General features: G+C 61.2%; 24 protein-coding genes. 7 read left to right on the top strand and 17 right to left on the bottom strand.

From position 1 onward, the window contains the following. Window positions 1-86: 86 nt before the first annotated feature. From WH87_RS17530 to WH87_RS17500, 7 genes are all read right to left on the bottom strand, one after another. Window positions 87-794, bottom strand: coding sequence for a hypothetical protein (locus tag WH87_RS17530; protein WP_156458279.1), 708 nt, complete (start codon window positions 792-794; stop codon window positions 87-89). A gap of 75 nt (window positions 795-869) precedes the next feature. Further along, complete coding sequence (gene lspA, locus WH87_RS17525) at window positions 870-1,442, bottom strand: signal peptidase II (RefSeq protein ID WP_052726374.1); 573 nt, start codon at window positions 1,440-1,442, stop codon at window positions 870-872. A 68-nt stretch (window positions 1,443-1,510) separates the two neighbouring features. Beyond that, a complete protein-coding gene (ileS, locus tag WH87_RS17520) occupies window positions 1,511-4,450 on the bottom strand; it encodes an isoleucine--tRNA ligase (protein WP_046138876.1) in 2,940 nt (979 codons plus the stop codon). A gap of 130 nt (window positions 4,451-4,580) precedes the next feature. Then, a complete protein-coding gene (locus tag WH87_RS17515) occupies window positions 4,581-5,564 on the bottom strand; it encodes a bifunctional riboflavin kinase/FAD synthetase (protein WP_342667192.1) in 984 nt (327 codons plus the stop codon). Further along, entirely contained in the window at window positions 5,561-6,427 is an 867-nt protein-coding gene (locus WH87_RS17510; protein WP_046138878.1) for a TIGR01459 family HAD-type hydrolase, read from the bottom strand. The genes WH87_RS17515 and WH87_RS17510 overlap by 4 nt, the downstream gene beginning before the upstream one ends. Before the next feature lie 86 nt (window positions 6,428-6,513). Further along, the gene (locus tag WH87_RS17505) at window positions 6,514-7,002 is read right to left on the bottom strand and encodes a nucleoside/nucleotide kinase family protein (RefSeq protein WP_156458278.1); all 489 of its coding nucleotides are present in this window, start codon (window positions 7,000-7,002) and stop codon (window positions 6,514-6,516) included. A gap of 4 nt (window positions 7,003-7,006) precedes the next feature. After that, the gene (locus WH87_RS17500; RefSeq protein ID WP_046138880.1) at window positions 7,007-8,245 is read right to left on the bottom strand and encodes an EAL domain-containing protein; all 1,239 of its coding nucleotides are present in this window, start codon (window positions 8,243-8,245) and stop codon (window positions 7,007-7,009) included. A gap of 284 nt (window positions 8,246-8,529) precedes the next feature. Between WH87_RS17500 and WH87_RS17495 the strand changes: the two genes are divergently transcribed. After that, window positions 8,530-9,954 (top strand): sigma-54-dependent transcriptional regulator, encoded by a 1,425-nt coding sequence (locus WH87_RS17495; RefSeq protein ID WP_245622476.1) that lies wholly within the window; start codon window positions 8,530-8,532, stop codon window positions 9,952-9,954. Here the strand turns inward: WH87_RS17495 and WH87_RS17490 are convergent. The 4 genes from WH87_RS17490 to WH87_RS17475 form a co-directional block, all read right to left on the bottom strand. Then, window positions 9,951-10,325, bottom strand: a complete 375-nt coding sequence (locus WH87_RS17490) for a hypothetical protein (protein ID WP_197410847.1) — start codon at window positions 10,323-10,325, stop codon at window positions 9,951-9,953. The genes WH87_RS17495 and WH87_RS17490 overlap by 4 nt on opposite strands. Window positions 10,326-10,358: 33 nt before the next feature. Beyond that, a complete protein-coding gene (locus tag WH87_RS17485) occupies window positions 10,359-11,324 on the bottom strand; it encodes a DMT family transporter (protein ID WP_046138882.1) in 966 nt (321 codons plus the stop codon). A 24-nt stretch (window positions 11,325-11,348) separates the two neighbouring features. Beyond that, window positions 11,349-11,543, bottom strand: coding sequence for a hypothetical protein (locus tag WH87_RS17480; protein WP_046138883.1), 195 nt, complete (start codon window positions 11,541-11,543; stop codon window positions 11,349-11,351). 62 nt (window positions 11,544-11,605) lie between these two features. Next, entirely contained in the window at window positions 11,606-11,968 is a 363-nt protein-coding gene (locus tag WH87_RS17475; RefSeq protein WP_046138884.1) for a DUF427 domain-containing protein, read from the bottom strand. A 181-nt stretch (window positions 11,969-12,149) separates the two neighbouring features. Here WH87_RS17475 and WH87_RS17470 point away from each other — a divergent pair, with 181 nt between their 5' ends. The 3 genes from WH87_RS17470 to WH87_RS17460 all read left to right on the top strand — a co-directional run bounded on the left by WH87_RS17470 (window position 12,150) and on the right by WH87_RS17460 (window position 14,614). Continuing rightward, window positions 12,150-12,440 (top strand): co-chaperone GroES, encoded by a 291-nt coding sequence (locus tag WH87_RS17470; RefSeq protein ID WP_046138885.1) that lies wholly within the window; start codon window positions 12,150-12,152, stop codon window positions 12,438-12,440. A 49-nt stretch (window positions 12,441-12,489) separates the two neighbouring features. Then, window positions 12,490-14,130 (top strand): chaperonin GroEL, encoded by a 1,641-nt coding sequence (gene groL, locus WH87_RS17465; protein ID WP_046138886.1) that lies wholly within the window; start codon window positions 12,490-12,492, stop codon window positions 14,128-14,130. 253 nt (window positions 14,131-14,383) lie between these two features. Then, on the top strand, window positions 14,384-14,614 hold the full coding sequence (locus WH87_RS17460) for a BrnA antitoxin family protein (RefSeq protein ID WP_046138887.1): 231 nt from the start codon (window positions 14,384-14,386) through the stop codon (window positions 14,612-14,614). A gap of 123 nt (window positions 14,615-14,737) precedes the next feature. Here WH87_RS17460 and WH87_RS17455 read toward each other — a convergent pair whose 3' ends face one another. Then, window positions 14,738-15,487, bottom strand: coding sequence for a TSUP family transporter (locus tag WH87_RS17455; RefSeq protein ID WP_046138888.1), 750 nt, complete (start codon window positions 15,485-15,487; stop codon window positions 14,738-14,740). Window positions 15,488-15,555: 68 nt separating this feature from the next. Here WH87_RS17455 and WH87_RS17450 point away from each other — a divergent pair, with 68 nt between their 5' ends. Both WH87_RS17450 and WH87_RS17445 read left to right on the top strand, forming a co-directional pair. Beyond that, window positions 15,556-16,521: a glycosyltransferase gene (locus WH87_RS17450; protein WP_046138889.1), complete on the top strand. Its 966-nt coding sequence runs from the start codon at window positions 15,556-15,558 to the stop codon at window positions 16,519-16,521. Then, window positions 16,518-16,910 (top strand): GtrA family protein, encoded by a 393-nt coding sequence (locus WH87_RS17445; protein ID WP_046138890.1) that lies wholly within the window; start codon window positions 16,518-16,520, stop codon window positions 16,908-16,910. Before WH87_RS17450 ends, WH87_RS17445 begins: the two co-directional genes overlap by 4 nt. A gap of 12 nt (window positions 16,911-16,922) precedes the next feature. Here WH87_RS17445 and hisG read toward each other — a convergent pair whose 3' ends face one another. The 5 genes from hisG to WH87_RS17425 form a co-directional block, all read right to left on the bottom strand. Further along, on the bottom strand, window positions 16,923-17,630 hold the full coding sequence (hisG, locus tag WH87_RS17440) for an ATP phosphoribosyltransferase (protein ID WP_046138891.1): 708 nt from the start codon (window positions 17,628-17,630) through the stop codon (window positions 16,923-16,925). Beyond that, the gene (locus WH87_RS17435; protein WP_052726375.1) at window positions 17,627-18,691 is read right to left on the bottom strand and encodes an ATP phosphoribosyltransferase regulatory subunit; all 1,065 of its coding nucleotides are present in this window, start codon (window positions 18,689-18,691) and stop codon (window positions 17,627-17,629) included. The genes hisG and WH87_RS17435 overlap by 4 nt, the downstream gene beginning before the upstream one ends. Next, on the bottom strand, window positions 18,688-20,187 hold the full coding sequence (gene hisS / locus WH87_RS17430) for a histidine--tRNA ligase (protein WP_046138892.1): 1,500 nt from the start codon (window positions 20,185-20,187) through the stop codon (window positions 18,688-18,690). Before hisS ends, WH87_RS17435 begins: the two co-directional genes overlap by 4 nt. A 139-nt stretch (window positions 20,188-20,326) precedes the next feature. Next, entirely contained in the window at window positions 20,327-20,587 is a 261-nt protein-coding gene (locus WH87_RS19705; protein ID WP_156458277.1) for a hypothetical protein, read from the bottom strand. Between the two features lie 360 nt (window positions 20,588-20,947). Beyond that, window positions 20,948-21,571, bottom strand: coding sequence for a DNA-3-methyladenine glycosylase I (locus WH87_RS17425; protein WP_046138893.1), 624 nt, complete (start codon window positions 21,569-21,571; stop codon window positions 20,948-20,950). 244 nt (window positions 21,572-21,815) lie between these two features. On the opposite strand from WH87_RS17425, the gene WH87_RS17420 reads away from it, so the two are divergent. Beyond that, complete coding sequence (locus WH87_RS17420; RefSeq protein WP_455350797.1) at window positions 21,816-22,409, top strand: L,D-transpeptidase; 594 nt, start codon at window positions 21,816-21,818, stop codon at window positions 22,407-22,409. Window positions 22,410-22,439 lie beyond the last annotated feature (30 nt).

The raw sequence follows: 22,439 nt of genomic DNA, 5'->3' as shown, positions 1-22,439 counted from the left end.
GGACCCAAATGGGCGGCGCGGAAAAGGAGAACGCCCCGCTCATTCAGCGGGGCGCTATTCGTCGTCGTTGAGCGGACCTTATGCGACTATCGCTTGGGGCGGCCCATCGTATTGTTGATATCGTCGCCGATCATCGTCGCTGGGCCGGCACTGTTGCTCTGACCGCGAATGGTCTGCTGCAATGCCTTGCGGACGCTTTCCGGGCACTTCGGATCGTTGAGCGAAACCACCTGGCCGTTTCCGATGGAACAGACCAGATCGGCATTGCCGACGCGGGTGAAGTATTCTTCGGGTGGCAGATAAAGTGGACGCTTACCGTTGACGGTGATCGCGACGTTGGCGGCCTGCATACGTGCGGTCAGCGCACGCGCTTCGGCTTCTGTCAGCGGGCGACCAGCGAGCGAGCGCATATCGACGACCTTGGCATTGCGCAGACGCGTAATGTCAGCCTCGGAGAGATTTGATGTGTCGATGCGGACGGTGTCGCTATTGGCTGGAAGCTGCGCGAGAGCCGTTTCTGGCGCGGGAGCTGGCAAAGCATTGCCCTTTGGCAGCACAAGCGGTGCGCGAGCTGTCGTGATACCCGCCTTGGGCGCTTCACCGGGGATAAGACCAAAGCCGCGAGCCGTGCTGCTCATCACTTCGCGCTCGAAAGTGCCCACATCGGTCAGGGCATTGCCGCCTTCAACCGTGGTGCAGGCGCTGAGCGCGATTGCGAATACCAGACCCAGCGAAGCCAAGCCAATGCGGGTGACGCCGCCAAGTGCAAACTGCCCGGTCAAACCAATACGCATGAAACGTCCTTCAACTTGTCGGCGGCGCTTATAGCGCATTTAGGCGCCTAAGGCCAGATTCTGGCAGCATCGTGTTTACTGGCCTTGGGACGCCATTTTGTTGGATCGGCCCAGACCCAGCAAGTCGGCAATCAGCAGGATGACACCCACCGTTATCGCAATATCGGCCAGATTGAAAATGTAGAACGACCAAGCGCCCCAGTGGAAGTGGAAGAAGTCCGCAACCGCACCATAAAGCAGGCGATCAAGCGCATTGGACAATGCTCCGCCAATACAGAATGCAAGGCCAAGCCGGATCAGGGCCGAATCGGCGCGGACCCACCAGATGGCCAGCGCGATAATGGCGATGATCATGACCACACCGAGCGCCCAGGCCGGCAGGCCGTCCAGCAGTCCATAAGAAATGCCGGTGTTCCAGACGAGAACGTAGTCGAAGAAGTCGGTGACCCGAACCACTTCGCCGCCGCGCCAATCGGTCATCAGCGACGGAATGTAGCTGGTGAAGATCAGCACGCAGGGCGAAATGCCGGGTGCGATGCAATCGGCCGACACCTGAATGGCCTTGTGGATGCGATCCACGCCAAAGGCGAGAACGGCCGCCAGAAGCGACAGGTAGACGGATGGGTTGGAAAGGAACCTACGTGTCATTGTGTCTGCCGCTTCCTCTCACAGCCTTCCCCAAAGCGGGGAAGGAACAGTTTGTCTTGGGACCGAGCCTAGAGCCCGAGTGCTGCACGTTCACGCAGGGCCTGAGCATCGCGTGGGGAGACGTCCGGATATTCGGCATCGGAACCGACTTCGGGGAGGATCTTCCACGAGCGGGCGCAACGATTGCCCACGGCGAGTTCGGGAACCACGGCCACGCCGGGGACGTCGTCGAGGGTGAAGCCCTCGCCCGTGCCGGACACAATCTCAATCGCCGAGGTGATGGCGATCTCAGCAAGATCCTGGCCCTCGAGCGCGGTCAGATAGCGCTCATCGGCGATGAACACCTTGGGTGCCGCTTCAAGCGAGGAGCCGATGCGCTTTTCGCGACGCTCGACTTCGAGCGCGCCGGTAACGACGCGACGAACCGCTCGGATGAGCTGCCACTTGTTGGCCAGATCATCATTGAGCCATTCGCCGGGCACGTCAGGGAACTGGCGCAGGTGAACGGACGAGCCGTCCTCCGGATACCGCTCCAGCCAGACTTCTTCCATGGTGAACACCAAGATGGGCGCGAGCCAAGCCGTCAGGCATTCAAACAGATGATTGAGGACCGTGAGCGAGGCCTTGCGCTGCACCGACGAGATCGGATCGCAATAGAGCGTGTCCTTGCGGATATCGAAGTAGAACGCGCTCAGTTCGATATTCATGAAGTTGGTCAGCAGGCTGACGACCTTGCGATAGTCATATTCCTTGTACGCGCCACGCACCTGCTCATCGAGCTGGGCGAGACGGTGCAGGATCAGCTGCTCCAGCTCCGGCATTGCCTGGAACGACACGGCGTCGGACGCCTTGTAGTGCGCGAGGTTGCCCAAGAGCCAACGCAGCGTATTGCGCAGCTTGCGATAACTGTCGACCGTGGTCTGGATGATCTCCTTACCAAGGCGCAGGTCTTCGGTGTAGTCGGACGACGCCACCCACAGACGCAGAATATCGGCGCCGTACTGCTTGATGATGTCCTGCGGGGCAACGGTATTGCCCAGCGACTTGCTCATCTTCTTGCCTTCACCATCCATGGTGAAGCCGTGGGTCAGAACGCTCTCGTAGGGCGCATGACCATTAGTGGCGCAGCTTTCGAGCAAGGACGAATGGAACCAGCCGCGGTGCTGATCCGAGCCTTCCAGATACATCGAGGCCGGGAACTTCAGGTGCGGCCATTTCTGCTTGTTGCGCAGCACGAAGGAGTGGGTCGAACCAGAATCGAACCACACGTCGAGCACGTCGGTGACCATCTCGTAGTCTTCGACAGCATAGGCGGCGCCGAGGTAACGCGCAGCGGCCCCTGGCTTGTACCAGGCGTCCGCACCCTCTTCCTCAAAGCTCTGGGCGATACGGTGATTGACCGTTTCGTCCTTGAGGATTTCGTTGGTGGCCTTGTTGACGAACACCGTGATCGGAACGCCCCAGGCGCGCTGGCGCGACAGCACCCAATCGGGGCGATCGGCGATCATCGAGCGCAGGCGGTTTTGCCCGGCGGCTGGGAAGAAGCGGGTCGCGTCGATAGCATTAAGCGCGCGATGACGCAGGGTATCGCCGGGTTTGCCGACGATGTCGCGGTCCATATAGACGAACCATTGCGGCGTATTGCGGTAAATCACCGGCTTCTTGGAGCGCCAGGAATGCGGATACTGATGCTTGACACGGCCACGGGCAACCATGGCGTTGCGCTCGGCGAGAGCGGCGATGACGCGGTTATTGGCGTCGCCTTTCTTGCCGTTGTCGTCGATGACGCGCGCGCCTTCAAAGCCCGGTGCTTCCTTGGTGTAGAAACCATCATCACCCACAATGTAAGGGATCTCACTGGAGATGCCCTTTTCGGCGAGAAGACGGCCCGAGTTCATCCAGATCTCAAAGTCGTCGAGGCCGTGGCCGGGTGCGGTGTGCACAAAGCCGGTACCCGCATCGTCGGTGACGTGATCGCCATCGAGCAGCGGCACTTCGAAATTGTAGCCGCCGTCGAGCCCGCGCAACGGGTGGAAGCACGAGGTGATGTGGGCGGGATTGACGTCGCCAATGCGCGCAAAGTCTTCAACCTTGGCCTTGGCAAAAACTTCGGCGGCCAGCTTGTCGGCGAGAATGTACTTCTCGCCTGTCGACGCCCAATTGCCTTCCGGAGCCTTGGTGACTTCGTAGAGGCCATAGCTAATCTTGGAGGAGAAGCTGATGGCGCGGTTGGCCGGGATGGTCCAGGGCGTGGTGGTCCAGATCACGACAGATGCGTTGAGATCGTGGAACGCAGCCGAAGTGATTTCACCGCCGCCCGAACGGACGGGGAACTTCACCCAGATGGTGTCGCTCTCGTAATCGGCATATTCGATTTCGGCCTCGGCCAGAGCGGTGCGCTCGACGACCGACCACATGACGGGCTTGGAGCCGCGATAGAGCTGCCCGGTGGTCGACACCTTCATCAGCTCGCGCGCGATCTGGGCTTCGGCGTCAAAGCTCATGGTGAGGTAGGGATTGTCCCACTCACCCAGGATGCCGAGGCGCTTGAATTCATCGCGCTGCACATCAACCCATTGCTCGGCAAAGGTGCGGCATTCCTGGCGGAATTCGACGATTGGGACTTCGTTCTTGTCCTTGCCCTTGGCGCGATACTGCTCTTCGATCTTCCACTCGATGGGCAGGCCGTGGCAGTCCCAGCCCGGCACGTAGGCCGAGTTGAAGCCCAGCATCTGCATGGAGCGCGAGACCATATCCTTGAGCGTCTTGTTCAGCGCATGGCCGATATGGATGTTGCCGTTGGCATAGGGAGGGCCATCATGGATGGTGAACAGCGGCCGATCGGCGGCCTGCTCCCGCTGCAGCTTGTAAATGTCCATGTCTTCCCAACGCTTGAGCCAGCCTGGCTCGCGATCGGGCAAGCCCGCGCGCATTGGGAAATTGGTTTCCGGCAGAAAGAGCGTGGCCGAATAGTCGGTTTCGGCGGCGCCCGTGGCGGTATCGGTCATGGGAACGGCAATCGGAAAAAGGAAGGATTTGGCCGCCTTTTAGCAAGGCAGCGGCGATGGGGCAAAGTGTTTTAGCCCCGCAACGCGTCACGGAACGTCAACACACTGCTAACATTTGAGCAAAGGCTGGTTAGCCGAAGAAGCCCAAACGATGATCAAGTTCGCTAATCGGCTTGGCGGCGGCGAGTTGAGCGCGGGCCTTGTTACTGTCGCGATCCATGGCAGCGATCAGCTCGTCGAGCCCGGAGAACACTTCCTGACCCCGAATATGAGCCACCAGCGCGACCGTAATGGTCTGGCCGTAAATGTCCTCGTCGAAATCGAAAAGGTGCGTTTCAAACGGCGGACGCTGATTGTTGAACATGGGCTTGCCGAAAGCCGCGACGCCATCAAAGAGGCGATCGCCAAGGCGGGCGCGGACGGCGTAGACGCCTTGGGCCAGCTGGAAATTGGCATGGGTCATGGTGTTGGCGGTTGGATAGCCAAGCTCCCTGCCCCGCTGGTCGCCTTTTACTACGCAGCCATCGAAGAACCAGTGGTAGCCGAGCAGGCGGTTGGCGGCGACGACGGCGCCTTCCGACAGCGCAGCACGAATGCGCGAGGAGGAAATGACCTCCTGACCTTCATCCATGAGGCCGAGCACTTCGACGGCGAAGCCCTGCGCATCGCCAGCGGCCTTGAGAAAGGTCGGTGTACCGCGACGCTGGCGACCGAAGTGGAAATCGGCACCGACAATCACCCCGGTGACGCCCAAGGCATCGACGAGGAAGCGGGAGACGAAGTCTTCGGCCTCGATCTGGGAAAAGTCGCGGTCGAAATTGAGGATGGTGATCGCATCGAGCCCAAAGGCCTCGACCAGCCGCGCCTTGGCGTTGCCATCGGTGAGCCGGAACAGGAAGGGCGCGGGCGCGAAGACGTCGCGCGGATGCGGCTCGAAGGTCAGCACCACGGCGGGCACACCCGCTTCGGCAGCACGCGCCTTGAGCGTCGACAGCACCGATTGGTGACCACGGTGGACACCATCGAAATTTCCGATGGCGACATAGGCGCCCCGCAGGCTTTCGGGCACGGCATCAAGGCTTGAAAGGCGGACGAACTGGCTCAAAGGGCTCACCAGGAAAGACGGGGCAGGAAACCGGCCAGACGGGCGCGGCTGGGGGCAACCAGATCAACAATGGTCTGGGGATCGGGCTTGCCGAAAGCATCGAGCTCGGCGGCGTGGATCGAGCCGGTGATGAACAACAGATCGATCCCAAACTGCGCAGCGCCGGTGGCGTCGGTGCGCACGCTATCGCCAATGGCCAGGACGCGCGACTTGTCCAGCGGGCGACCGGCAGCGACCTCGGCGAGGCGAAAGGCCTCCTCGTAGATCGGCTGATAGGGTTTGCCGGCCATCAGCACGATACCGCCCATGGCGGCGTAGAGATCACCCAGTGCGCCACCGCAATAGATGATCTTGTCGCCATGCTCGACCACCCGGTCGGGATTGGCGCAGATCATGGGCAGCTTGCGCGAGAGCCAGTACTTGGCGCGCTCGCGATACATTTCGGGGGTAGCGTCGTCGGTTTCGAGATCGGTCACCACGACGACTTCAGCTTCGTCGGCAGTGGTGCGATGGACGTTGAGCCCCTCATAGAGTGCGTCATCGTAGGTGGCGGGGCCAACGTGATGGATCGGACGGCCGCTATATTTGGCGATCATCGCGCGGGTCGCGTCGCCTGATGACACGATGGAATCATAAGCTTCGCGCACCACGCCAAGGTCATCGAGCATGTCGATGAGCGGCGCAGATGGGCGTGGCGCATTGGTGATGAACACCACTTTGCCACCAGCCTTGCGGAACTCGGAGAGTGCGTCGACGGCGCTGGGAAATGCCGCGACACCATTGTGCACCACACCCCAGACATCGCTGAGAACGGCATCATAGCGGCTGGCAAGGTCGGACAGGCCGGAAATGGAAGGCAGGGACGCGTTCATCACGATATCCGATGCGAAATAGATTGGGCGTTGTATGTGGCACCTTGCCCCTTGGGATCAAGGGGAAACGGACATTCGGCTCGGCATCACTGCCTTGCGCTGAGGTGGAGGCGATCCACAATCTCACGCGCCGTTTGAGACGGCGACGTCATTTCGGTGATGGTGAGATCACTGAAAGCACGGGCATTGTAGCCCTCGGCATACATTTCGCGCGACCGCTCGATTTCCCATGTCTCAAGCACGCGATTGCCCCGATTGGTAAGAGCAATTTCAACGGGCGGCGAGAGCGTCACCACGCGCAAATCAGCAGATCGCGCTTCGACGGCCTGCAACAGCACCTGATAATCCTCTTGGCGCAGAGGATTGGCGATGACCAGGACATCGGCAGTGGTTGAGCCAATTATGGTGGTGAGACGCCTGAGCGACGTGGCGATAATGACATCGAGCGAGGCGTCCTCTGGCGCATCATGATCATCGCCTTCGACGAATTGCGCATTGGCCAGAATGGAGGCGAGCGCCCTTCCCGTGGTGGATTTTCCGGAGTTGATCGGCCCGTTGAGGACGATAACCAGCACTGCGCTAGAACTCGGCGCGGCGGAGCTGGGCGACCTGGCGGGGTTGTTCAACCATCAGATCGGGGCGGATCGGGCCAGGAGCAGCAATGTGTGGGCCCTGCACCAGCGTAATCCCGTTCTCGATGAGCTCGACAATCTGGCGCTCATTGGCAATGCCCGTACCGAGCAGCGTGACACCAAAGCGAGCGATGTAGTTGGCGATGTCGGAAACATGGAAGTCGGTGAAGACTTCGGGCTCATCGATGAAACGGGCTGCATCAATGCGCAGTGAACGCACGCCCTGAGCGGCTATTTCGGCAATGTCGATGCGCAGCGATTTGACATTGGAAATCGAGTAGCCCGCGCCCTTTTTAGCCAATGCGTCGGCGATCGCGCGTTCGCCGGTCGTTAGACCCTGCCAATCGGCTTCACTAATGACGAAGGTCAGCCCCGAGGCAATAGCGCGGTTGGCCTCGATAGAGGCAATCAACTGCTCGGACGACACCGAATCGCCCAGCGTAGCGCGCGACAGCGGCATGTAGAGATTGACCGGCTGACCAGCTGTGCGAGCGCGGCGACCAAGGGTAACCGCTTCGACCAGAGCGATGCCCTCGATGTGGCGCTGCACATCTTCGCCGCCCTTGCGCGGCATGAAATCGGCGCGGTCGGCCAGATCGCCATTGTCGAGCATCAGGCGGGGCACGAGATCAAAGCCGTGCGAACGGCGCTGGGGTAGCGTGACGATGGGCTGGATGTGATAGATCAGCCGATTTTCGGCGAGAGCCTGACGAACGGCATTGACCGAGATAACCGGCTCTGGCTCGCGCACAACATAAGGCGGCGGCGACGCAGGGGCTTCGATCATGCGGTCACGACCGGCAGGTTGGGGCTTTGCGACGCGCTCTTCGATATCAGCAACGGCTTCGGCAACCTGACGGATCACCGTTCCGAGCACGGAAATGTCGGCTTCGACGCCTTCAAGCCGCCCATCAGCGTCAATGTCGGCAAGCGCATTGATGCGCTGCCCAAGTACGGCACCGGCCTGTGCATCGGTGGCGAGCAGGCGGGACAGGTCCTGAATGGCCCGCTCCAGCCGATCTTCAGCACGTTGTCGCAAGGTACGCTCGAGCAAGACGATGCAGACGCACCCAAAGACGATGGCGGCGAGAAGCGCTTCGGCGGGTGTAAATGTCAGCGCAAAATAAGCCGTTCCGGCGACGCCAGCGGCTGCAAGGGCAATGAAAGTATAGACCAGTGCCTGCACTGTGGACCTGGAACCCTTCTGATGCGCCGGGATTCGGCTCCAAACTCATAGCATTGCGTTCAAAGCGGCAAAAGCGGCGTACCGGGCGTCTTCCAATGGTTAATTGCAGATTAACGACAGCAAAATGCAGTTTTGCCGGAAAATTCGATACCGACATAAGTCGTGCAAATTGCGACGGTCGGAACGGAATATTTACCCTGTTGGCGAACAATCGGGCCAAGACCTGAAATGTGCGGCGCGAGCCAGACATGGCAGACGACGACTTTTGTGGGGGACTAGGCCGTATGGCTATGCACAATCGAAGCGATGGCCAGCCAAATGGGCGGCTTTTGCTGATCGACCGGGACGATGCCTGCGCGCAGCTCGTTGCGGAAACACTGACGCAGAGCCTCGCATCGGCACCGCGCATTACTGTTGTGGCCAGCGGACGGCAGGCGGCCGACCTGCTGCGCGACACCTCGTTTGACATTGTCCTCGCCGACCTTTCGAGCCTGTCCGACCTGTGTGAGCGCAGCGATGACGCTGTGATCCGCCTGGTGCGGCTGGCCGAAGGCTCACTGGTGATCGCGCTGGCAGACGGCGCGTCGGTTTCTGCTGCGGTTGGCGCGATGCGCGCGGGCGCACATGATTATGTTGCCAAGCCCATCAATGGTCCGGCCATGGCTGCGCGTATTGGCGAGCTGGCGCAGCGACACGGCAAGGGCCGCACGCTCAGCATCGAGACACGTCCCGGTGGTCTGTCGGATTTCGCCGGCTTTATCGGCTCGTCCAGCGCCATGCAGTTTGTGTATGAGCAGATCGGGCGCATTTCGACCTCGTCAGCGCCCGTGTTCATCACCGGCGAAAGCGGCACGGGCAAGGATGTGTGCGCCGAAGCACTGCATGCCAAAGGCCCCCGCAGCGGCAAGCGCATCGTTGCCATCAACTGCGCGGCGATCCCGCGCGACCTGATGGAAAGCGAATTGTTTGGGGTGGCGCGCGGCGCCTTCACCGGCGCGCATGAAGATCGCAAGGGCGCGGCAGAACTGGCTGATGGCGGCACGCTGTTCCTCGACGAAATCGGCGAAATGGACTTGTCGCTGCAGAGCAAACTGTTGCGGTTCCTGCAGACCGGCACGCTAAGCCGCGTCGGCGAGTCTGGCGTGCGGCATGTTGATGTGCGGGTGATCTGCGCGACCAATCGCAATCCGATGCAGTTGATCACCGAAAAGAAGTTCCGCGAGGATCTGTTCTATCGGCTGCATGTGCTGCCCATTCACCTGCCCCCGCTGCGGCAGCGGCCGACCGATATCATGGTGTTGGCGCGCCATTTCCTTGATCGCTATGCGGCAGAGGAACACAAGCGCTTCAGCGGCTTTACCCCGGAAGTGGCAAACCTGCTGAGCTCGGCCGATTGGCCGGGCAATGTGCGCCAGTTGCAGAACCTGGTGCGGCGCCTGGTGGTGATGTTTGATGGCGGCGATATCACCCCGCAAATGCTGGCAGCTGCCGATATCGAGTCGCGCGGCGTTGTGGCAGCGGAGCCTGTGGCCCGCGCGGATCGTCGTCCGGCCATTCTGCCAATGTGGCAGCAGGAGCAGCGCATTATCGAGGATGCGATTGCCAGCTTTGGTGGCAATGTGTCCCTCGCAGCGGCGGCGTTGGAAATCAGCCCGTCAACGATCTATCGCAAACGGCAGGGCTGGGCCGACATGGCGGCGGCGAGCTAGGCAGACCAAGCCACCACCAGCGACAGCACGAACAGCACGGCCACAAGGGGTGTCATTACCAGACGCTCCTTGCGGCTCCGCGAGATGGCGTTAAGCGGAATTCCGAGAGCGCAGTAGCCGACCACGAACCAGCACGCGACGCCAAGCCAGTCCCCACCCGGCAGCAGGGACACGATATCGGCGCGCTGCATGATGATCGCAGCGAACACGCCGTAGAGCAGAATGGCGACGACGCTACCGCCCCTGAGGCGTGGGGGTAGAACACGCGATTGCCCACCCCATGCGAACTCGCCCAAAGGCGCACCTGAGGCGAGCGCGGCCTGAAAGACAGCCAGACCCACCAGGATTGTAACGAACGCTGTTGCGGCCATGGCCCCCATCTGATCCCCCGCTTCAGGTTGCCCTTAAGGCGTATTGGCTTCGCGCGCTTTGAGGCGATCGAGGCCAAGATAGTGCTCGCGCAGAATGACCGCGATGCCGGAGCCGACGATGATAACAGCGCCGGCGATCATGGTCAGCGTCGGCACGTCGGAGAACACCAGAAAGCCAATGGCAATGGTGAGGATCAGCGAGACATATTCGAATGGCGCGATGACCGACATGTCGGCGTAGCGATAGCAGGACGTCAGCAGCAGCTGGCCGATGCCGCCAGCAAAGCCTGCCCCGATCAGCAAGGCAGCCTGCTGCGGGGTGGGCATGACCCAGCCAAACGGAATGGTCAGGAGCGAGAGCAGGCTGGCGCAGATAAAGAAGTAAACCACGATGGCTTCGGTGCGCTCGGTCTGCACCAGGCGGCGGACCTGCATCATGGCGAAGGCGCTGAGAATGGCCGCGCCGAACGCGGCAGCTGCCCCAATGGCCTCCCCATCACCCACGACGCCACCGCCCGAGAACAGAGTAAGCCGTGGCCAGAGGATGATGATGACCCCGAACAGGCCGACCAGAACGGCGGTCCAGCGGAAGATATGTACCCGCTCCTTGAGCAGGAGCGCGCTGAACACGACGATCAGCAGCGGCGCGGCATAGCCGATCGCGGTTGATTCAGGCAGCGGCAGCCGGGTGAGCGCGAAAAAACCAAGGCTCATCGAGCCAACGCCGACAAAGGCGCGCACGACATGGCCGAGCGGGTTTTTGGTGTAAAGCGCAGAGCGCAATTGCCGCTTCCACAACAGGTAGGCAACCACCGGCAGAATGGCAAAAAAACAGCGGAAGAACACAAGTTCTCCCGCCGGGATGGTTTCGGTTGCCTTGAGCAGGGTCGCCATGACGACGAAGAAGCAGACCGAGACCACTTTGAGCACGATGCCGCGCAGAGGCCCACCCACATGTTGGCTGGGGCTTGATGCGACGGCATTCGCGGAAGTGGTCACTGCAGTCTCGTCGATAGCGCCGCGTTAGCGGCTAGCGGATTGCTCCAGCTTTTCCTTGGCGATACGCGCGGTGGCGAATGCCTTATGCTCAGGCCCAACGGCAGAACCGGTCTTGAGGACCTTGCCGGTGGAATCGAGGACTTCCCAGTGCCAGTTGGCGGTGGGACCATTGCCGCTCTTAAGGCGCAGCTTGATCTGAAGAGTGTTATCTTGGGTCATATCTGCCTTATGGCGCAGGACGCGTCGGGGTGGAAGGGGGTTGGCGAAAAAGATCGGGAACCTCAGACCTCGGAGCGGCGATATTCGATGCGCTCGCCCCAGAAGGCGAGATAATCGCGGATGGGTTCGACCAGTGGACAAGGATCGGGATAGTACCAGACCTGATCGACGCCGGTCGCGGTCAGCGTCTTGATGGTATAATACGACGCCTCTCCCTTATAGGGGCAGGTGGTGTGCGTCTCGGTCGCCTCCAGAATACCCGGCTGCACATCGTCGCGCGGAATATAGATGCGCAGGGGATGACCGGGCTCGTCGAGCTCAAGCGCATTGATGGAGCTGGCGATCTCGGCGTCGTCAAAGATGACGTGAACGCGGCCTTTGGCTGGAGAAATCTTGATATCTTTGTCGAGACATTGACCCGTCATGATGCTGTGCCACCAAGCTGTTGGAACGTTCACAACATAACGCGCGAAGCCAAATCGGGTTCACTCGACCTTGACTCTTCAAGACCCAACCACATATATCCCGGGACCCTGTTAGCACTCTACGATTGTGAGTGCTAATGGTCCGAAATTGCATTTCAGATTGATGCCAATAGGAGCAAACATGAGCTTCCGTCCTCTGCACGACCGCGTGGTCGTTCGTCGTCTCGACAGCGAAGAAAAGACCAAAGGCGGGATCATCATCCCTGACACCGCCAAGGAAAAGCCAAGCGAAGGCGTTATCGTTTCGGTCGGCCCTGGCGCCCGTGACGAAGCTGGTGCCCGCGTCGCTCCAGACGTGAAGGCCGGCGACCGCGTGCTGTTCGGCAAGTGGAGCGGCACCGAAGTCAAGGTCGACGGTGAAGACCTGCTGATCATGAAAGAATCCGACATCATGGGCATCATCGAAGGCTAATCGCCTTTCGATCCCATTCGTCCCCACCCCTTTCTAAGGAGCGCCTCACATGGCAGCTAAAGAAGTAAAGTTCTCCACCGACGCACGCGACAAGATGCTCCGCGGCGTCAACATCCTGGCTAACGCAGTCAAGGTGACCCTCGGTCCAAAGGGCCGCAACGTTGTGATCGAAAAGTCGTTTGGTGCTCCACGCATCACCAAGGACGGCGTGTCGGTTGCCAAGGAAATCGAACTGGAAGACAAGTTCGAAAACCTCGGCGCACAGCTGCTGCGCTCGGTTGCTTCCAAGACCAATGATGTTGCTGGCGACGGCACCACCACCGCGACCGTTCTGGGTCAGGCCATCGTTGTTGAAGGCGTGAAGGCAGTTGCTGCCGGCTTCAACCCAATGGATCTCAAGCGCGGTATCGACCTGGCTGTTGAAGAAGTTGTGGCTTCGCTGAAGGCTTCGGCCAAGAAGATCACTTCGTCCTCCGAAGTTGCTCAGGTTGGCACGATCTCGGCTAACGGCGAGACCTCGATCGGCGACATGATCGCTGAAGCCATGCAGAAGGTTGGCAACGAGGGTGTGATCACCGTCGAAGAAGCCAAGACTGCCGAGACCGAGCTCGACGTCGTTGAAGGCATGCAGTTTGACCGCGGCTACCTGTCGCCATACTTCGTGACCAATGCCGAGAAGATGACTGCCGTTCTGGAAGATCCAGTGATCCTCCTGCACGAAAAGAAGCTCTCGAACCTGCAGGCTATCCTGCCGATCCTTGAGTCGGTTGTTCAGTCGCAGCGCCCACTGCTGATCATTGCTGAAGACATTGAAGGTGAGGCTCTTGCGACCCTCGTCGTCAACCGTCTGCGCGGCGGCCTCAAGGTTGCTGCCGTCAAGGCTCCAGGCTTCGGCGATCGCCGCAAGGCAATGCTCGAAGACATCGCCATCCTGACCGGTGGCCAGGTGATCTCGGAAGACCTCGGCATCAAGCTCGAGAACGTGACCATCGACATGCTCGGCACTGCCAAGCGCGTTGAAATCACCAAGGAAAACACCACGATCGTTGATGGCGCCGGCTCTGCCGAAGACATCCAGGGTCGCGTTGGCCAGATCAAGGCGCAGATCGAAGAAACCACTTCGGACTACGACAAGGAAAAGCTGCAGGAACGTCTGGCAAAGCTCGCCGGCGGTGTTGCTGTGATCCGCGTTGGCGGCTCGACTGAAGTTGAAGTCAAGGAGCGCAAGGACCGCGTCGACGACGCGCTGAACGCTACCCGCGCTGCTGTTGAAGAAGGCATCGTCCCCGGCGGCGGCGTCGCTCTGCTGCGCGCTTCGCATGCCATCAAGGCAACCGGCATCAACGCTGACCAGGCTGCTGGTATCGCGATCGTTCGTCGCGCCCTGCAGGAGCCAGTTCGCACCATCGCCAACAATGCTGGCGCTGAAGGTTCGGTCGTTGTTGGCAAGATCCTCGAGAACTCCTCGGCGAACTTCGGCTACAACGCTGCTACCGGCGAATACGGTGACCTCGTTGCACTCGGCGTTATCGACCCAGTGAAGGTTGTCCGTCACGCTCTGCAGGACGCAGCTTCGGTTGCATCGCTGCTGATCACGACGGAAGCCCTGATCGTTGAAGCCCCCAAGAACGACGCACCGGCAATGCCAGGCGGCGGCGGCATGGGCGGCATGGGCGGCATGGATTTCTAGTTCGCAAAAGCGAACTAGATTCCCTTCTCGCTCGCGGGCCGTTTCGCGATCGGCAAACTGCCGATCGCTGGCCCTACGCGGGTGCGGCCGACGGCCGGGCGGCCTTGCCGCCCGAAAAGAATATAGAGCTACGAAGTCTCGTTACTTCCCAGTCACGGACTTTGCAGGAGGCGCGGTGGAAACACCGCGCCTTTTTCGTTGGCCCCTACCCTGTGGCTGGCGGTAAACTGGGAAAGGATACGAGGAAGATTCGATGAAGCCCACCCGACGGACTGGCAGCGCGCTCGATAACGCCGAAGCTGCTTTCAAGGCTGTGACGAGCAAGCCAGTGGCGGCCGCACCCAAAGTGACGGCTCCGCCTGAAGGCAAGGAAATGGTGTCGCTACGCCTCGACCGCGCCGTGCTTGAGCATTTCCAGGAAGACGGCCCCGGCTGGCAGGATCGTATCAACGCGGCGCTGCGTTTGGCGGCTGGGCTGGAATAGGTCTCGGGTAGTTCCCGCCACGACCTCGTCCTTCGACAAGCTCAGGATGAGGTCTACTGTAAATGCGCGGCCCTAGCCGTAGACCTCATGGTGAGCCTGTCGAACCACGAGGGCGTGGCCCCCTTAGCGGAAGACCAGCAGGCGAACCGCCAGTGCGATCGAGACCACGACCACCAGCGGCCGGATCAGCTTGGCGCCGTAGCGAATGCCCGTGCGAGCACCAATATAGCCACCGACCAGCTGTCCGATGCCCATGGCCAGCGCTGCCGGCCAGACGACATCTCCAGCCGGAATGAAGATCGCCAGCGCGGCCAGGTTGGAGGTGAGGTTAAGGATCTTGGTGTTGCCCGAGGCGCGGGTGAGCCCGAACCCGAACAGCATGACGAAGCCGATGGTGAGGAATGAGCCCGTGCCGGGGCCAAATATGCCGTCGTAAAAGCCAATGGCAAAACCCATCAGCGGAACGAACATGCCAAATGGCAGCCGCGCGGCCTTGTCGGCGTCCGAAAGGTTTGGGGCGAACAGGAAGTAGAGCGCGATACCGATCAGCGCCACGGGCACGGCAATGTCGAGCAGACTGGTGTCAGCCTGCTTGACCACCATGGCGCCAAGAAAACTGCCGACGAAAGTGAAGGCGATGGCGGGAATGAGCGCCTTCAGCGAGACAAAGCCTCGGCGCCAATAGGTAAGCGCCGCCATGCCTGTGCCGAACACCGACTGCAATTTGTTGGTCGCCAGCGCCGACACCGGTGGCAGCCCTGCCGACAGGAGGGCCGGCAGCGCGATCATCCCGCCCCCACCCGCAATGGCATCGACAAATCCGGCCAACGTGCCCACCGCGCCCAAGGCAAGAAGGGTCAAGGGATCAAGCATGTTTTGGCACCGTTACCATTCTCGAACTTTCCCGCGCTATCATCACGCCAACTTGGGATGGGGCTGGGATGTCGACGAATCTCTATCGGGGCAACCGTGTAGCGGTGATACTGCCCTGCTACAATGAAGTACTTGTGGTCGCGAGCGTCATTGCAGCCTTTTCCGAGGCGCTGCCGGAAGCGGAAATCCATGTGTTTGACAACGCGTCAACTGACGGCACGGCCGAAGCTGCGCGAGCCGCAGGGGCCCATGTGCGCCATGTCGGCCAGCGGGGCAAAGGCAATGTGGTTCGCCGCATGTTTGCCGATGTTGAGGCCGATATCTACGTCATGGCAGATGGCGACGGCACCTATGACGCTCCCAAATCGCGCGCGCTGGTAGACCGGCTGCTAGACGATGGTCTCGATATGGTGGTGGGTACCCGCCAGCCCGTGGGCGATGGCCTGGAATATCGGCCGGGGCACGCGTGGGGCAATCGGCTGCTGACCGGAACCGTGGCTCAGGTGTTCGGTGGCGGCTTTACCGACATGCTGTCAGGCTATCGGGTGCTGTCGCGCCGTTTCGTCAAATCCTTCCCGGCGCTGTCCAAGGGGTTCGAGATTGAAACCGAGCTGACCATTCACGCGCTGGAGCTGCGCGCGCCCTATGGCGAAATGCAGACCGCTTATGGATCGCGCGTCGAAGGGTCTGTCAGCAAGCTGGGAACGATCCGGGACGGCTTCGCCATTCTCAAATCCATCCTGCGGCTTTATGTGCGCGAGCGGCCACGCCAACTCTATTCTACCATTGCGGCAGCGGGCATCGTCGTTTCCGTGCTGCTGACGCTGCCGATATTCTTTGAGTTCTTCGAGACAGGTCTGGTGCCACGCCTGCCAACGGCGGTGCTGGGTGGGCTGATCATGATTGCCGCCATTGTCACCGGCGCAACCGCCGTGATCATGGACAGTGTGGTGACCGGGCGCGCCGAAGCCAAGCGCCTGCGCTACCTCGATATCCCAGCGGTCAGCGAGCGGCCGAAACGGGCGACGTCGTGAAGCGGCTGCTGCCTTTTGCGATAGCCGGTGCCTTCGGCTATGCAGTCGATGCGAGCGTGCTGTCGTTCTGCATTGGGTGGCTGGGGCCAATTGGCGGGCGGGCGCTGTCATTTGCCTGCGCCGTGCTGATGACCTGGCTGATCAACCGCAACTTTGCCTTTGCCGACCGAGCCGCCGCTGAGGGCAAGCACTACGAGTTCCTGCGCTATCTGCTGGCGATGATCCCGGGTGGGGCGATCAACTGGATGACCTATGGCCTCGCCATGGCGCTTCTGCCATCGGGCGGGTGGAAACCGGCGCTTGCGGTTGGCATCGGAAGCCTCGCCGGCATGCTGACCAACCTGACGGCGGCACATACGCTGGTGTTTCGGGCGCACAAGCAGGGCTAAGCGCCCTGCCCTTCAAAACTCCGACGAAGCGCCCAGCTTTTGCAGCAGGGCCGACATGATCGCGCGGCGCTCGTCCGACCAATCGGCAGTGCGCGAGACGATCAGGCAGGCTTCGCTTTGCAGCATCACGCCATCTTCGAGAACGCGGAGGCCATTGGCAGCCAGCGTCGAGCCGGTGGTGGTGATATCGACAACGATATCGGCCACGCCAGATGCCGGGGCGGCTTCGGTCGCGCCGAGGCTTTCGACCGTGCGATACTCGGCAATACCGGCTTGAGCGAAATACTGGCGGGTGATGTTGATGTACTTGGTGGCGATGCGCATCCAGCGGCCATGACGGCTGCGGAAGTCCGAGGCGACGTCGGCCAGATCGTGCATGTGGGTGACGTCGATCCAACTGTCGGGCACGGCCACGACGCAATCGGCCTTGCCGAAGCCCAGCGGCTTGGCAATGGAGACCGAGGCTGGACCGGTCTCGCTGGTTTCGTGGATCAGATCGCGGCCCGTGATGCCGAAGTCGATATTGCCACGGATCAGCTCGCGGGCAATCTCGGAGGCCGGATAGAAGCGCACGGTGACGTCGGGAAGGCCATCAATCGCGCCGAGATAAGAGCGCGCACCACCGGGGCGGGTAATGGTCAGACCGTTCTGAGCGAACCAGTCGCGGGTGAGTTCTTCGAGGCGCCCCTTGGAGGGGACGGCGAGCGTAATGCCGGTCATGCGCGAACCTCGCTTTCAAGGCGATCCACCCAGACGGCGCAGCCGGAGGCGGCGATGGGCGCGGTGGCGCCGAGACGCTCCAGCAGACGATCGTACTGACCGCCTGAGGCCAGGATTTCGTCGTTGGCGCCAGTCATTTCAAAGACGATGCCGGTGTAATAATCGAGGCGCGGCGAAAAGCTGGCGTCGAAGGTGACGCGAGCTTCGCCCAGCCCGTCGAGATGACGGCGAATGGCGCGGATAGGCGCACCCAGCATCAGCTTGTGTTCGGCCGCCAAAGCCTCAATGCGGGTCAGCGACTGCAGCACAGGGCCGGAGATCGCGAGATAATCATTGAGGAGCTTCAGCGTTGCGGCGGGCACATGCGAGTCATTGAGCATGGCCTTTTCGAGGTAGCGATCAGCAATCTCGCCCGGGGTGCGGCCTTCAGACAGGCTGAGACCGGCGGCGACCATCTGCTCGGTGATGTCTTCGACCAGCGCATCACGGGACGGCTGGGAGACATGATCGGTGTCGTGCGTTACGGCCAGACGGGCCAGCAGGCGATTGAGCGCCTCGGTGTGCCCAAAGCGCTGGCGGATGCGGCTGCGCCACGGGTCGGGCATGTCGGCCTGCACCAGCAGCGCCTCGAACAGCCCAACGCCGCCGAGGCGGATGGTGGGAGCGACGCCGAAAATGGAGAGTGCAGCGCGGGCGAAGGTCAGCACCTGATCGAGCGCAACATCGCCATCGGTCTGCGCCAGCAGCTCGATACCGGCCTGATCGAATTCGGCGGGGCCGGTCTCGCGCTGGCGGAAGATGGGACCGAGATAGGAGAAGGCTGCGGGCTCGCCCACGCCATCGGCAATATAGGACTGCACGATGGGCAGGGTGAAGTCCGGGCGCAGGCAGTGTTCGGCGCCGGTGGTGTCCGTGGTCAGCAGCAGGCGGCGGCCGAATTCCTCGCCCGCCAGATCGAAATAGGCATCCGCCGATAACAGCAGTGGCGGCGAGGCGCGGCAGGCGCCCTGCGCCTCGACGAGGGATTCTAGCTGGGCGCGGCGGACTGCAGCACCACTCATTGTTGCGCCGCCAGCAGGTCTTTGATCGCGGTGACGAGGTCTTCGCGCTTGACCTCGAACTGGCCGGGACGCGCGGCTTTCCATTCGGCATTGTCGGTGATGGCGGCAGCGGCCTGTTTGCCGGCGATCAAGTCCTTGATCTGCAGAATGCCCTGCTCGCGCTCCTGGCTGCCTTCGATGATGACGGCAGGCGCGTTGCGCTTATCGGCATAGGCAACCTGCTTGCCGAAGTTCTTGGTGTTACCCAGGAACATTTCGGCGCGGATGCCGGCATTGCGTAGCTCGGCCACCATGGCCTGATAGCCAGCCATCTGGTCCTTATCCATGACGAGCACCACGACCGGGCCTGCGGGCTCGGTGGAACCGAGATTGCCGGTGAGCTTGAGCGCATTGGCCAGACGCGAGACGCCGATGGAGAAGCCCGTTGCTGGGACTGGTTCGCGACGGAAGCGCGACACGAGGCCGTCGTAGCGGCCACCGCCACCGACGGAACCGAAGACGACCGGCTGGCCCTTTTCGTTCTGCACCTGGAAGGTCAGCTCGATCTCAAAGACCGGGCCGGTGTAATATTCAAGGCCACGCACGACAGACGGATCGAGGATGACGCGACCGCCAAAACCGGCAGCGCTGACTAGGCCAAAAATGGAGGCCAGTTCCTGCACGCCCTGAAGGCCCGTTTCGGAGCCGCCGATAAGACCGGCCAGTGTGTTGATGGTGGCGATGACATGAGCATTGCTGCCCTTTTCGACGCCTTCGGCGGGCGTGCCGCTGCCGATATAGGTGAGCAGGGGCTCGATCTGCTCAGCGGTGAGGCCGGCGCCTTTGGTGAAGTCGCCGCTTTCATCCTTGCGACCAGCGCCCAGCAATAGCTTGACGCCTTCGGTGCCGAACTTGTCGAGCTTGTCGATAGCGCGCAGCACGGTGAGCTTCTGCTCATCGGTGGTGACGCCTGCGGTGGCCAGAACGCCATCGAGGACTTTGCGATTGTTGACGCGGACAACGTACTGGCCGGCAAGGCCCAGCGCATCCATGACGTCAGCCATCATCATGCACATTTCGGCGTCGGCCTCGGGGCCACCGGCACCAACGGTGTCAGCGTCGAACTGCATGAACTGACGGAAGCGGCCCGGACCGGGCTTTTCGTTGCGGAACACGTAGCCCTGCCGATAGGAGCGGTAGGGCTTGGGCAGGGTTTCGAAATTCTCGGCGAAGTAGCGAGCAAGCGGCGCAGTCAGATCGTAGCGCAGGCTCATCCACTGTTCGTCATCGTCCTGCAGCGAGAACACGCCGGCATTGGGCCGATCGGTATCGGGCAGGAACTTGCCGAGGGTTTCGGTGAACTCGAAAAGCGGGGTTTCGACGGGGTCAAAACCATAGCGCTCATAGACTGCCTTGATCTTGTCGATCATGGCGCCCACGGCGGCGATCTCGCCCGGCGTGCGGTCTTCAAAACCACGGGGCAGGCGCGGAGCGATCAGCTTGGTCTTTTCGGTCATCTGGCAGTCCTTAGAAGTCGCGCCGTTCCTAGCGGATCGGGGAGATTGAGACAACAGGGGCACAGGGCGAAACGCCATGTGCAACCCTAAGTTAAGTCGGCTGGGTGGGGAGACCGGGCGAACCCGATCTCCCCTGCTCTTACATTCCCGGTCTCCGCAAGGGCGGTGGGAGAATTGGATGCGCCGGAAGGTCGAACCATTGCGGGGAGTCTGAATCTGGCAATAGGCCAACGTCAGTCCGCAGATGGGCCGGCAATTCGGGCGGCAGCCGTGGGCGGTTCCACCAAGCCGAAATCGCTGCGCCGAGGACGGCGAGCAGACCGCGCTGATGAACGGCATCGGCGATGGAGAATTCAAGGCGCAGCACAATACTGCGCTCGGAGAGTGCATTGTGAGTCATGATGTTTCCGGGCGCGCAAAAACGCGATCCGGCCTCTGGTGAGATGTGAAGACGGATGGACCGGAGTCAGGGGCGCTAAGCGACCCGAATTCGGCGCATCAGTGTCTGGTGATTATGGAAATGTCCGCGGTCCTAGGGACCGGAGCGATTGAGAACGAGGGATCAACCTCGGCTGAAATGCGCTGCTTTGGGACCCTGATGGAGTGTGAACATGGCAGTCATGTATAAGCCTCCCTCGGGTACGGCGTTTATGGACGCATATCCGCTAACTCACGGCCGCGTGATGCGCAAGCGCATATGTGGCGGCATGCCGCAGCGCCGCGAAATCGTTGCGAATGGGCAACAGGTTGGCCAGGTAGGCTATTTAGGGCGAACGAGTGCGGCGCGCTGCGCTTCCACCTCAACGCGGCAGAAGCAGTCTTCCGTGTGGTCATTGACCATGCCCATGGCCTGCATGAAGGCGTAGCACGTGGTGGGACCGACAAAGTTGAACCCACGCTTGCGCAGATCCTTGCTGAGAGCGCGCGAGGCATCGGTCTGTCCGACAGCGCTGAGGGCAGCCCAGGAATAGTCCTCTTCACGATGTCCGGGCTTCGGCTCGAAGCGCCAGAAATAAGCGGCGAGCGAGCCGAACTCCTTCTGCAGCAGCAGGGCGCGCTTAGCATTGTTGATGGTCGCGTTGATCTTGCCGCGATGGCGGATGATGCCCGCGTCTTGCAGCAGCACCTCCACATCGGCCTCGGTCATGGCCGCGACTTTGGCGATATCGAAGCCATGGAAAACCTCGCGAAAGCGCTCGCGCTTGCGCAGGATGGTGATCCAGGACAGGCCGGACTGGAACCCTTCCAGACAAATCTTTTCGAACAGACGGACATCGTCGGTGACGGGACGGCCCCATTCGTAGTCGTGATAATGGCGGTAGAGCGCATCCTCGCCGGGCCAAGGGCAGCGTGGCAGACCATCTACATTTGGCTCGTTCGACATGCTGACTCGTTCCCGTTTCCGACAGGGCCTGATTAGGCCGACTTGGCGCAGATTGGAATTGCCCGCGACCCGATTTTGACCGGCGGCACCGACGGCATTCGTTATTGCTTGGCTAACCAACCGCATCGCCAATGACTTAACCATGCCGCTTCACCGCAAATTGGACAATTTGCGCGAGATTGCCGCGCTGAACCGGCACAGGGCCGGAGCAAGTGCGGATGAGACGATGAAGATCATCAGGATGATGGTGCGGGCCGGGCTGGCCTTGCTGGTATCGCTGCCAATGATGACGCCGGCGCTGGCGCAGGCTTGGCGCTTTGCGCCTCCACCCGGCATAACCATGACCACCGGCAAGCCCAAACACGCACTGATGCTGCAGGGCAATAGCCAGGTGCATCCAATGTTCCTGCGACAAGTGGTGCAATATCCCACCAACGAGCGCAGCGGCACGATCGTTATCGATACGCGCGCGCATTTTCTGTTTTTCGTACTGGGGGATGGTCGCGCCCTGCGCTACGGCATCGGCGTCGCAAAATCGGGCTTCGAGTGGAGCGGCACCCATCAGGTGACCCGCAAGGCGGAATGGCCAGGCTGGACGCCTCCGCCCGAAATGCTTCGGCGTCGTCCCGAACTGCCCCGCTTTATGGAAGGCGGCCCGAACAATCCACTGGGGGCCCGCGCCCTCTATATCGGCTCGACGCTATACCGCATTCACGGCACGACCGAGCCCTGGAGTATCGGACAGAACGTGTCGTCCGGCTGCATTCGCATGACCAATGCGGATGTCGTCGACCTTTATGAACGTGTCAAACTTTATACGAAGGTAGTCGTCCTTTAATAAGGTTTTTGAGCAAGACTTAGTGCGCTC

Origin of the sequence: Devosia epidermidihirudinis, assembly GCF_000971295.1 — a bacterium.
GTDB lineage: Bacteria > Pseudomonadota > Alphaproteobacteria > Rhizobiales > Devosiaceae > Devosia > Devosia epidermidihirudinis.
Note: the sequence above shows the minus strand (reverse complement) of the source record. Positions and strands in the feature narration are given on the sequence as shown.